We start from the raw sequence: 13,118 nt of genomic DNA, 5'->3' as shown, positions 1-13,118 counted from the left end.
CTTATAACATCATACGTACGTATAACAGGAGCATTAATAACCAACAAACTTCACCAAGCACAACTGTCATCAATTTGTATAATCACTAGACTTCACACAAAATTACAAGCAATCAAATATCAAGCTGCTTGTGCAGTTACATCCGCTTGTGTTTCAAATAAATTGTTTATTTGTTAGCTATCAAGGCAGTAGTAGCTGATAGTTTTTCTATGAACTTTTACCTAGTCTAGGGAATTTTATCCAGTAAAACATACTAAAACTCTAACGTTATAGCAACTGCAAACAATGATTAGTCAAGTCCCAGAAAAACAGATGCACATAGTCAGGTGGCTGCTTGCTATCGGCTGGCTGACATTAATTTTTTCTTTATTTTATGATCCACTTTCGGTTTGGTTAACCGACCCAAGTAATACAGCAAGTCCTTTCCATCTCCATCCTGAGAGGTACCTCGATCCTGATGAGTGCGTAGCAGTCCAGGGTGTGTGTTTACCAGAACAGCCTTACCCAATGGGAGCGCGGATCTTTTGGGCAATGGTATTGCCCATCGGGATCATGATTTTGGTGCTATTGGGGCATGAAGTTTGGCGGCGGATTTGTCCGTTGTATTTCTTCTCCCAAATTCCCCGCGCTTTGGGAATTCAGCGCAAGCGCAAAGTGGTTAATCCGGAAACAGGTAACGTGCGTTATGAACTAGCTGGGGTAGAAAAGGAATCTTGGTTAGGGCGGAATTACCTGTACCTGCAAATGTTCCTCTTTTACCTGGGCTTGAACATCCGCATTTTGTTTGTGAATAGCGATCGCACCGCAATGGCTTTGTTTTTGCTATTCACCATCACCTCGTCAATTGGTGTGGGTTATTTATTCAAGGGTAGAAGTTGGTGTCAATACTTCTGCCCAATGGCTCCCGTGCAGATGTTTTATACAGGCCCCAGAGGCTTATTAGGTACTGATGCTCACCTCAAGCCGCCTCAAAGTATCACTCAATCTATGTGTCGGTCGGTAGATACCAGTGGTAACGAAAAAAGTGCCTGTGTTAGCTGTCAATCTCCTTGTATAGATATTGACTCCGAACGCTCCTATTGGGAAGGCATTACCAGACCAGACCAAAAATTAGTGTTCTACACCTATTTTGGCTTGATGTTTGGCTTCTACTTCTACTACTTCTTGTATGCAGGCAACTGGGACTATTACTACTCAGGAGCATGGACACATGAAGAAGGACAATTAAGCACCCTATTCAACCCTGGTTTTTACATCTTTGGTCAAGCTATTCCCATACCCAAAATTATTGCTTCTCCTCTGACCATTGGGATCTGTGCTGCCCTAAGCTACTTGATTTGTCAAACCCTAGAAAATGCTTATCGTGCCTTCCTCAAGCGCCAAGGTAGAAACGTTAGCGAAGAAGATATATTACACGTCTGCTTTGTGTTGTGTACATTTATCTCCTTTAACGTCTTCTTTTCCTTTGGTGGTCGTCCCAACATCAGCTTGTTTCCCCAATGGGGGATTTTGGTACTGAACGCCGTAATCGTGTTAGTCAGTAGCTTGTGGCTACACAGAAGTTTAGGACGCAGCAGAGACAATTATTCCCGTGAGAGTTTAGCGAGTAGTTTGCGTCGTCAGTTGAACAAACTAGCGGTGGATTGGGGCAAATTCCTCGAAGGGCGATCGCTCCAAGACCTCCTACCCAACGAAGTCTATGTTCTAGCTAAAGTCCTCCCTGGTTTTAACCGAGCCGATAGACTGCGTGTCTATAAAGGCGTATTGCAAGAATCTCTCCAAGAAGGTAACGTCCAATCTGCCGACAGCTTAGAAGTTCTCAAAGATGTCCGCAAAGAACTCAACATTAGCGATGAAGAACACTACTCCGTACTCGCCGAACTAGGTGTCGAAGACCCCGCCCTACTAGATCCTCAAAGACAACTCAGCCGCGAAAACCAACTGCGGATTGACAGTTATCGTCGCGCACTCGAATTAGTTATTCAAGAACTAGTAGAAACAGGCACTCCCTTATCAGATGCCTTTGAGCGCAAGCAAAAGCAAATCATGAGCTTGCGTCAAGAGTATGCCATCACATCTGCCGAACAAGAACAAGTCTTGGCAGAAATGTTTAATCAAGATGGCGCACTACTAAGGACAGCCGAGACTTTATTATCTCAATTGCAAGACTTAGCGGTTCGCTATCAAGCGCTGCAAAACTTAGTTTCCAATCCCCAAGCCCCTGTTTACGTCCTATTGCGACAAGCAGTCCAAGAAAAACAAAAACTGATTGTCACCCAATTACTCAGCATCCTAGAAATTTTAGGAGATACCCCAGAAGCCCTCGACATTGCCCGTTCTATCGGTGTACTGGCAGCAAATATTTTAGGTGATATTCTGCGGTCTAACGAAGAGCAGTCGAAGTGGATATCTCGTCTCAGTATGAGAGTCATCGCCTCCTTACGCCAAGCCAAAGACTTAGTAACTCAGTCAGTTGGTATAGCCACAGACATCAATCCGGGAATCGCCGATACACAAATCGACGCTCCCAATTCCATTCGGAATTCTGCTCCCGCCACTACCTCTACTTGGAGTTCTATCGTAGCGCCCACCCAAATCCCAGAACCAGCATTACGTTCTGATGTGATTATTGATGTCTTAATGCAACTACTACAAGACATTGATCCCTTAGTCCAAGCAGCCAGTCTGTATGCGCTACATCAAATCGATCCTAGTCTTGGTTTCCAACAAGCTCGTCAGTTGTTAGATACAAAGGCCACTAAAGATCAACTGGTGATCGAAACAGCCGGACGCATTCTTGGTCAAGGACAGACCCACGCCAAAAATACCGTACCGACCATGATTGCTCAAATCAAAATCATGGGACGTGTAGAAAGACGGGTGTTTCAACAGTCAACAGTTCGTGTCGGACGTGAAGTTGGCAACGATATCATCATTTCCGATAACCGCGTTTCGCGTCAGCACGCCATATTCTACTTAGATGAAAAAGGCGTGAGCGTCAAAGATTTAGGTAGCAGCAACGGTCTGCGGATTGGTAAAACACAAATCCTTGATCAGCAAGCACAACTTCAACAGGGTGATGTTGTCCGCTTCAGTAGTGGCGACGATCTAGTGATTCTGGTGCAATGGGAAATGCAAGCCCAACAAGGAGACACCTTAGCTGAAGCTTTAGGAACCTTAGAAAAGTTGTTATGGCTGTATAAGAGCAGCTTCTTCTCTGGACTAAAAGCAAATGTCCTGATTGATTTAGCGAAAAATAGCCATGTCCGAGTCTATCGACCAGAAGAAGAAATTTGCCGTATGGGTACAGTGGCTCATGATCTGATCGTCTTAATCGACGGTGAAGCTAGAGTCAGTCAAAGCATGGGTAATCAAGATTTGTCAGGAATGATTTTACCTGGGCAAACCATTGGTGAATTAGAAGTATTAAACCACACTAACTATGCGGCAACTGTAGTAGCATCCGGTACCAGAACGAAGACATTGAGAATCAATGCTGAGAATTTTGAGGCAGTGCTGGCCCAAGACACCTTACTAGCCAGAAATATCTTGGAGCTTTTGAGTAATCGTCTGCAAGCAAGTCTAGGACAAGCTTGTTCCATAACGCAACTCTAATAATTTAACTGGGATGGTACTGCCATCCCAGTTAAACCAATCAACGCCAGTTTTTTGGCACTCCTCATTACCTCTGTTGAGTTTAGGTAATGATTACAACATAAAATGTAAACAATTTCCCTGATTTTGACAGTATAAACACATAGAAATTGACATATTAGGTAATTAATATGCTTAAACTCAGAATCATTGATCCACAGCAACCCAATGAACTCAAAGAACTAGACCTCAACTTAGACACAATGCTCAATCATGAGTGTCTAATTGGGCGCTATCCTAACTGTAATGTGGTGTTAGATAGTGCCGAAGTCAGTCGGATGCACGGCAAAATTTCTCTCAAAAATGGCAATTATTATTACACTGATTTGGCAAGTCGTGCTGGTTCGCGGTTAAATGCAGAACAAATTCAAATCAATCAGGATTATGCTCTGAAAACAGGAGACATGATGCAGATTGGGCGGTTCTTTGTGATGGTGATCGGAGCAGTATCCAGCAATGAACCAACCATGATCGATTTGAATGTTAACGTTACTACTAACGTGATCACGACAAGTAACGGTCAAGCTCTACAGCCAGAAATAGCGATCGCAGCTGTTGCTTCACCGTCAATTCCTGAACCACAGCCAATCTCTGCCGCAGTCGCCCAAGCTCCCGAAGAGTATATGCCACTAGCGACAGTAGATCACAGCCAAATTGAGCGTTGGATGAAGGGAGATTTAACCGTTAAATGTACCCAAATCATTGATGAAACCAACGATGTCAAAACCTTTCGCTTCGTTGCCGACCCACCAAAGCTCTTTACTTATAAACCAGGCCAGTTTGTCACTCTCGACCTAGAAATTAACGGCGAACAGGTGTTGCGTTCCTACTCCATCTCATCCACACCTTCCCGTCCCCATACCCTAGAAATCACTGTTAAACGCGTCCCCGCACCTAATGATGCTGGGTCAGATGTCCCACGAGGTTTAGTTTCCAACTGGCTACACGATAACCTCAAGGTTGGTAGCACATTGAAACTGAATGGCCCAACAGGTAAATTTACCTGCTTTGCCAATCCTTCACCAAAACTGTTGCTAATATCAGCAGGTAGTGGCATCACACCCATGATGTCTATGTCCCGCTGGTTGTATGACACCGCCTCTAACGTTGATGTCGTCTTTTTCCACTGCGCCCGTAGTCCCAGAGATATCATTTATCGGCAGGAACTAGACTGGATGGCAGCAAATCATCCAAGTTTTAATCTGGCAGTTAGCATTACCCGTCGTGAACCCGGTCAAAGTTGGATGAGTTTCACCGGCAGACTTGATCCAGCAATGTTAAAACTAATTGCGCCAGACTATAAAGAACGCACAGTTTATGTATGTGGCCCGAACCCATTTATGGAATCGGTCAATGACTTGCTGGAAAGCATCGACTTTCCAATGCAGAACTACTATGAAGAAAGCTTTGGCCCACCTCGGAAAAAAATCAAAAAAGCCCCAGAGCTTGCGGCTAAAGTAGAAGTTTCTCCTACTCCTGTGGGTAATTTAGGACTGCGCCAAATGTTGGGCAAAATCTCCACAGAAGCAGCAGTTCAAGATGTAGCAGCACGCGTAGCAACAACCCCAGTCGCCGCTACACCAACTCCAGTCTCTCCCCCTCCAGCATCTTCTAGCCAAACACTGATAGTTTTCTCGAAATCAGGTAAAGACGTACCTTGTGACGGTGAAGAAAGTATCCTGGATATGGCTGATCAAGAAGGAGTAAAAATCCGCAGTAGTTGCCGTTCTGGGGTTTGTGGCACTTGCAAAAAACGTAAATTAGAAGGAAATGTCAAAATGGAAGGCTATGATCCCGAAGCCTTAGAAGAAAGTGAAATTAAAGAAGGTTATATCTTAACTTGTGTGGCTTATCCTGTCGGTAGGGTAGTGATAGATGCTTAGTTACTCAATCCAGCAAATTTAAAAATCATCGAGGAGTTGGGATTGCTGAATATCGGATAAATTGTCGTCCTGACCAGGGTTTTCTGGTGGCAAGACTTCAATATTTTGGCTAAATGGACTTAACCCCAACTGCATTCGCAAAGCCTCATCATATTTAGCATGTTCCCAATTCCTAGCTAATTTAACTTGCTCTGGATTCAAGTTTTGGGCATCTCTGAGATCAGCATTTTGCAAGTCGGCACCTTGAAAGTTGGCTTTCTCAAGATTGGTCGGACTGAGGTCAGCACTTTGAAAATTGGCATATTTGAGATTAGCCCCTTGCAGATTGGCATAACTGAGATCCGCTTCTTGAAGATTGGCATAACTTAAATCAGCCCCTTGAAGATTTGCACTCCAAAGGTAGGCTAATTGAAAATTGGCATGGCTTAAGTAAGCATTCTGAAAATTTGTGTAGCTGAGGTTAGTACTTTGTCCTTGAAGATTGGCATTTCTTAAATTTGCTCTCTCAAGATTGGCATATCTCAAATCAGCTTTTTGAAGATTCGCATTGCGTAAATCAATCTCCTGCAAACAAGCATTTTTCAGGTTAGTACCTTCGAGATTCGCATCTCGCAAATCGGCTCCTTTTAAGTTAATTCCAGCTAGATAAGCTTTATCGGCTGTGAGTCCAGCCAAGCTAACACCATCATCATTCAAGTCTTGTAATGCTTGAATTCTACCTCCACTAGCTCGTTGTCCATAAGCTGAGTTAATTACACGCCATGCTTCATAATGTGCCTGTTTTTTGCGGGAAGGAGTTTCTCGGAAGTAAAGAATGACCGCCGCTAAAATACTCAAGTCTTGCAGAGTACCAATAAACTTAGAGCTAATCAATGATTCCACAATACTTTTAAATGGAGGTTTATCTTCAAAAACCCGAATCACTACTATTGACAATACAAATATCACAGCGAAAATAATCCACTCTTGAAAATCCTGTATCCATTTACGTAAACGTTCACGCATTTTTATTTCCTTCTTGTAGTCAAGATATTGAACGACAAAACTAGTGTTGATAGAGTTTTGAGAATCTGAGTTATGAAATTTATCTCGTACATCGTTATTGCCTGTCTAGTACTATTAACAGCTTGTGCTTCTCCTTCTAATGGTGCTGGGCCACAGCTAAAAGCTCAAGCTCAAATTAGTGGCCCTGGGATTACAGGGACACTGAAAGCCGTACAAAATAGCGAACTTCAGTCTGTTTGGGTGGCTGTAGAACTTAAAGGTGATCCCAAAATCTTGACTCCAGGATTACATGGGGTTCACATTCATGAAACAGGTGCTTGTGAAACAGGTACAGAAAAGCCTTTTAGTTCTGCTGGTGGACACTTTGACCCTGGCCCCTTTGGTTCATCAAAGCCGGTAGAAAAGAACCATCCTTATCATTTAGGTGATTTACCCAATATTAAAATTAATCCTTTAGGTCAAGGTCGTTTGGAAGCATTTATTAGCAGTGTGACTCTTTCTGATAGTCCCATCAGCTTATTTGATGGTGATGGTAGTGCAGTTATTATCCATAAACTCCAGGATCAAAAGAAATCTGGTGGTACAGCCGATGAGGCTGGCGGTGGTCGTCTAGCTTGCGGTGCGATCGCCAAAGCTAACTAATATAAATTAGAGTAGGGAGAATCAAAGATAATTTTCCCTACTTCTAGAGATTTAATTACTTTTGTTCCAGTTCCGATACACAGCATTAAAAGTCTCAATGATCAATCTACAATTACTTTTAATGTGTATGGCTAAACTAACGCCAAAGTTGTGTACTTTAACGTAGTTGACCTACCATAAAGATCCAACTTTCGTAAGACTATGTTTGCAGGGGCGAAAAAATTATTCACACAGCCAGTCATAGTTACTAGCGTGCTAGTTACACTCATATTGGTTGGGGTTCAAAGGCTCAGACTATTAGAATACTTTGAACTGAAGGTTTTTGACCAGATGATGCAAAGGCGTGCAGATCTACCTCCTGATCCTCGTCTTTTAATTGTGGGATTTACAGAGCAAGATATCCAAGAACTCAAGCACATCACACCCACAGATGAAGAACTAGACAGACTCTTAGGTAAATTAGAAAGTAACCAAGCCCGTGTCATTGCTTTAGACTTCTTTCGAGATGTACCTATAGAAATAGAACCTGGTCGTGGTAACGCCAAACTGCTGAACCGCTTGCAAACAAACAAGAAAATTATTCCAATTTGTAGCACGACAACGCCCCCGCCACCAGGATTAGATGCAAATAATGTCGGGTTTGCCGATCTTCCAGAAGACCCAGATGCAGTTATTCGTCGCGCTCTGCTATTTGTTAATCCTGAGCCAAAAACACCTTGCCAAAGTCAGCAGTCTTTGGCCGTTGCAGCAGCATTGAAATATCTAGCAGACACAGCCAAAATCCAACCACAAATTACCCAAACAGGTGACGCATTACAATTAAAATTAGGTAAAGCTGTGTTTCAACGCTTACCACAAGATGCTGGCGGTTATGTAGAAGCAGATAATGGTGGTTTTCAAATATTGCTCAACTACCGTTCTTTTCATAATGTTGCCCGAACAGTCAGTTTTACAGACGTACTCAACAATAAAGTCAATCCTGATTGGGTTAATGGCAAAATCGTTTTAATTGGCGCTACAGCACCCAGTAAGCAAGATATTCGCAACACTCCTTATGCTACTGGTAGACAAGACAACGCGGGAAAGATGCCAGGAATTGTCATTCATACTCACATTGTCAGTGAGATTCTCAGTGGAGTTCTTGACCAAAGACCAATATTTTGGTTCTTCCCTCAATGGGGAGAAATAACTTGGCTTTGGGGCTGGACTGTAATAGGTGCGTTGATAGGATGGAGAATTAAGCATCCACTGCTTTTAGGATTAGCCAGTGGAGGCGCTTTAGTTTTCTTGATAGGTAGTGGCTTTATTATTTTTACCCAAGCCGGATGGGTACCACTAGCACAGCCTGTAATTGGATTAATTGCAGCAGCTGGTAGCGTAGTTGTCTACACAGCCTACTCGGAAAAACTACAGCGAGACAAAATTGCTAATCAGATTCAAGAACAAGAAAAAACCATAGACTTATTGAAATCACTGTTGCGAGAAGGTGGTGCTACTAGTAACGAAGCCAAGTCACCTGTTGATAGTCAGCCCCAAAGCGGTCAATTGCTGAACAATCGCTACAAGGTTGCACAAGTACTAGGTTCTGGGGGTTTTGGTTATACTTACTTAGCCGACGATACCAAACGCCCAGGTTCGCCAAAGTGTGTTGTCAAGCATTTACAACCAGCACAGAAAGACCCTAGATTTCTCGAAATTGCTAGGCGTTTATTTCGTGTAGAGGCAGAAATTCTGGAGATTTTGGGTCAGCACAAGCAAATTCCTCAACTACTGGCTTACTTTGAAGAAAATCAGCAATTTTATTTAGTGCAGGAGTATATTAAAGGGCATTGCTTACAAGATGAATTGATTGCTGGTAAGCGTTTTGAGGAAGCTGAGGTGATCAAAATCTTAAGGGATGTTTTGAAGGTATTAGTATTTGTCCACGATCATAATGTGATCCATCGAGATATCAAACCCAGTAATTTGATGCGTCGCGAAACGGACAATAGGATAGTATTGATTGATTTTGGTGCAGTCAAACAAATTCAACCACATCAAGAAGAAGAAAGCTTGACCGTGGCGGTGGGGACGCTTGGCTATGCTTCACCGGAACAACTTATGGGTCAGCCACGGTTGAACAGTGATATTCATGCTCTGGGAATGATTGGAATTCAAGCTTTAACTGGAAAAAATGCTAAAGAAATTGAGCGTGATCCGCAGACAACTGTACTAATTTGGCGCGATAAGGCACAAGTTTCGGATGGGTTAGCAGCAATTTTAGAACGGATGACTTCTTTTGATTATCTAAGAAGATATCAAACTGCTAAAGAAATTCTGGAGGAGCTAGATAAGCTCTAGCGTTAGATAGAAGCTTTGAGCAAATAAGTAAATTTCTACTATGAGTAGTGATGTTGCTGCATTTTTGTATTAGCGGCATACTAGCTCAACTTTTCGCATAATTTTAAATTTTGCTGCCTTGTGCCGAAAAATATATAAACTTGTACTTCATATATACAAAAACAGCTTTATCTAATATTTACTTTTGATGGCTCTATTCATATAAATTAAGACATAGCCTCCGACTCAAAGCTTTGATACAACTGGTTTTATCCTCGACACTTTCAATTCAGTACTAGCTACACGCTCTGCTACTGCTAACAGCACTTTTTTTGTCCCATAGCCAATTTCTTCGCGGCGCTTTGTCGATGAGATAATAAAAATTGACAATAAAATGCGATCGCTTCATCCGCAATTTTTTCTTACTTCTGAAATAGGCGATCGCCATAGCTATCTACTGTATTATGTATATCTTGAATATTGTAAAATTTGGTATATAGATATTACTGTACTACCTAAAGGATGATTGTATACAAAAAGCTGATATCTGCTGCAAAATAGATATTTTTAGCGATAATGATTGCTACTATACTCGATAAGTACTAACACAGAAGTCAAGAATGAATAACTTTGGGACAATTAGAAGCAATAAAAGTTCCTAATTTAAATCCCTGGATAAGATAAAACAATTAATCTGGCTGGCAATGACAACAGCAAGGTCAATCCATTCTTATTTAGTTAATGACTGGCATCAATGCTTGGCTGTAAACCCTCCTTAAGTCAAATCGAGCTAATTTATGAAGCACAGACTACTTACTGTTACAGCACTAATGACAATAACATGGTTTACATCTTTAGGTAAAATCAAACCTGCAATAGCTGATCAAACCTACAGAAGTAATCTCAATCAGTTGACCGCCATTAGTTCTAGTTCTAATCAAAATGGTATTGGACAACAATTGTCTCTCATGCTTGTAGTCGCTGGTAGTGGAATATTTGGCTGGCTGGCGGTGAAAAATAACAAGTCGGTCTTGAGCAAACTTTCTGGGCAAAAAACAAATTTAGCCGCAACTGTCCCCGGAGAAAAATTTATCTCAACGGACATAGATACTAAAGAAAATCTGCATAATATAAATACAGAAGTTACAGATATTACAACATATATTAAACGAGCTTATAGTCATTTCAAACAAGGAGATAGTCAAAGAGCTATTGATGAATTCAATCAGGCGATTGGGATAAATCCCCAAAATGCTTATCTGTACGGTGAAAGAGCTAATTTTCGCCGGAAGAATCTTGGTGACAAACAAGGAGCAATTGATGACTATAGCAAAGCAATTGGCATCCATCCGCAAAACGCTCTATTCTATCTTTGGCGTAGTCAGACTTACAATGACCTAGGCGAACAAAAAAAAGCGATGGAAGACTACAATACAGCGTTGCGTCTCGCTCCAGAAAATACGATGTATCACTCCTTTCATAATGCTTCCAACTTCAGAGAATAATTATCTTGATAATTGCTAAATAAATACCATCAAGCCGCTGCATCGATAAGCGATCGCACTGCAAGTAGAATTTAATTAATTATTAATATCCATATTAATCGTCATCAAAAATACTTAAAATATTTTGGGGTAAATTATTCTGAGATGTAATATCAGCAGAACTATCCTGATTTTTCAAGATTACTCATCTCTTAGCTAATCTGGAAAACTTATCAAATAGAAATATTACCTACGCAAATATACTGGTAGAATCAGTAGATAAATTCATCTGTAAGAATTTTTGGGTGTGTATATCTATCTCTATCTATCATGTCTGCTGAATATTTTTTGAGTCCGAAATATCAGATGCGCTCGCTCAATCTGTTAATTTTTGCAACCTTGTTTCTCGATAATTTATCTCTTAGTCCTGTGAAAGCGCAGACGGTGAATATTCATCTAGTAGCTCAAACCAGGCCAAATCTGCCAGCACCAGAAACTTTGCCCAGGCCACAGCTACCGCAACCTACGCCACCAGAGACTCCCACCCTACCACCTCCAGAAGACTTATTCCAAACGCCTAGGGAAACTACTCCCCCGCCAGAAACAGCCCCCAGTGGTGTACGAGACACAATTCTAGTCACCCGCTTTGAAGTAATTGGTAGTACTGTATTTAGCCCGGAAGAACTAGCAAAAGTTACCCAAGAATTTACTGGTAAACCCATCACCTTTGCAGAATTGCTGAGAGTCAGTGATGCAGTGACAAAACTTTATACAGACAAAGGTTACATTTCATCTGGGGCATTTATCCCAGCTGATCAAACCTTCAAATCTAGAGGTGATGTAGTCAAAATTCAAGTAATTGAAGGTAGCGTTGAAAGTATAGAAGTTAGAGGACTCAAACGGCTCAACCCAGATTATGTGCGTAGTCGCATCGCCGTAGCTACTGGCAAACCCCTCAACGTAAATAAGTTACTGCAAGCACTGCAACTATTGCAACTTAATCCCTTAATTAAAAATATCTCGGCGGAATTGGCAGCGGGTTCTCGCCCTGGTAGTAGCATCATTGATGTCAAGGTATCAGAAGCCAAAACCTTCAGCGCCCAAGTTAGCTTAAATAATAATCGAGTCCCTAGTATTGGCAGTTTTCAAAGACAAATTCAACTTACCCAAGCCAACTTATTAGGTTTAGGTGATGGACTTTCCCTTGCTTATGCCAACACGGATGGTAGCAATGATGTTGATGTCAGCTACACATTACCAGTCAATCCCTACAATGGGACAGTGCAGTTTCAATATAACTACACCTCTAGTAATGTAGTAGAAGAACCCTTCGATATTTTAGATATTGAAGGTAGATCTCAAGACTTTGCTGTGACATTTCGCCAACCGCTGATTCAAACTCCCACCACAGAATTTGCTTTGGGAATTACAGCCAATCGGCGCAACAGTGATATTGGCTATTTAGAGTCTTTGGCTGGTGAACGTATTCCGTTTCCTTCACCGGGATCTGTGGATGGGCAAACGCGCCTTTCAGTACTGCGATTTTTTCAAGATTGGACACAACGCAATAGTAGAGAAGTATTTGCAGCGCGATCGCAATTTAGTTTTGGTCTAGATGCCTTTGATGCTACCAACAGCGGCGCGCCACCAGATAGTAGATTTTTCTCGTGGCGGGGACAAGCGCAATGGGTACGCCTCTTAGCACCCGATACCTTACTCTTACTACGTGCTGATGCTCAATTAGCTGATAGAGCATTAGTACCCCTAGAACAGTTTGGTTTAGGTGGTCAACAAACAGTGCGGGGCTATCGTCAAGATTTACTCTTGACAGATAATGCTTTTTTTATATCTGCCGAGTTACGCTATCCCATCCTGCGCGCTCCTCAATTAGGAGGTGTATTACAACTAACACCATTTATTGATTATGGAACTACTTACAACAGTTCTAATCGTGCCGATCCCGACCCCAACAGCCTCGCCTCTGTGGGATTGGGATTATTGTGGCAAAGCGATCGCATCAATGCCCGTTTTGATTGGGGAATTCCCTTAATTGATGCGAATTCTCGCAATAACACCTTGCAGGAAAATGGGCTGTATTTTTCCCTAGTTTATACGCAACCATTTTAAAAGT

General features: G+C 41.9%; 7 protein-coding genes. 6 read left to right on the top strand and 1 reads right to left on the bottom strand.

Annotated elements, in window-relative coordinates; translation table 11 throughout:
- Nucleotides 1-285 precede the first annotated feature (285 nt).
- Nucleotides 286-3,615 (top strand): FHA domain-containing protein, encoded by a 3,330-nt coding sequence (locus AC504W_RS13895; RefSeq protein WP_494878396.1) that lies wholly within the window; start codon nt 286-288, stop codon nt 3,613-3,615.
- Between the two features lie 170 nt (nt 3,616-3,785).
- The gene (locus AC504W_RS13890; RefSeq protein WP_494878395.1) at nt 3,786-5,537 is read left to right on the top strand and encodes an FAD-binding oxidoreductase; all 1,752 of its coding nucleotides are present in this window, start codon (nt 3,786-3,788) and stop codon (nt 5,535-5,537) included.
- Nucleotides 5,538-5,555: 18 nt separating this feature from the next.
- Here the strand turns inward: AC504W_RS13890 and AC504W_RS13885 are convergent, their stop codons facing one another.
- The gene (locus AC504W_RS13885) at nt 5,556-6,542 is read right to left on the bottom strand and encodes a pentapeptide repeat-containing protein (protein ID WP_494878393.1); all 987 of its coding nucleotides are present in this window, start codon (nt 6,540-6,542) and stop codon (nt 5,556-5,558) included.
- Nucleotides 6,543-6,614: 72 nt separating this feature from the next.
- On the opposite strand from AC504W_RS13885, the gene AC504W_RS13880 reads away from it, so the two are divergent.
- The 4 genes from AC504W_RS13880 (at nt 6,615) to AC504W_RS13865 (ending at nt 13,114) form a co-directional block, all read left to right on the top strand.
- Complete coding sequence (locus AC504W_RS13880) at nt 6,615-7,184, top strand: superoxide dismutase family protein (protein ID WP_494878391.1); 570 nt, start codon at nt 6,615-6,617, stop codon at nt 7,182-7,184.
- A gap of 201 nt (nt 7,185-7,385) precedes the next feature.
- Nucleotides 7,386-9,524 carry a CHASE2 domain-containing protein gene (locus AC504W_RS13875; protein WP_494878389.1) on the top strand — a complete coding sequence of 713 codons (2,139 nt, stop codon included), beginning with the start codon at nt 7,386-7,388 and terminating at the stop codon, nt 9,522-9,524.
- 809 nt (nt 9,525-10,333) lie between these two features.
- Entirely contained in the window at nt 10,334-11,008 is a 675-nt protein-coding gene (locus AC504W_RS13870; RefSeq protein ID WP_494878387.1) for a tetratricopeptide repeat protein, read from the top strand.
- A 309-nt stretch (nt 11,009-11,317) separates the two neighbouring features.
- Nucleotides 11,318-13,114: a ShlB/FhaC/HecB family hemolysin secretion/activation protein gene (locus AC504W_RS13865; protein WP_494878385.1), complete on the top strand. Its 1,797-nt coding sequence runs from the start codon at nt 11,318-11,320 to the stop codon at nt 13,112-13,114.
- Nucleotides 13,115-13,118 lie beyond the last annotated feature (4 nt).

Source organism: Nostoc sp. C96 (genome assembly GCF_059384975.1).
The sequence above is the reverse complement of the archived record's forward strand: the minus strand, read 5'-3'. Positions and strand labels throughout refer to the sequence as shown.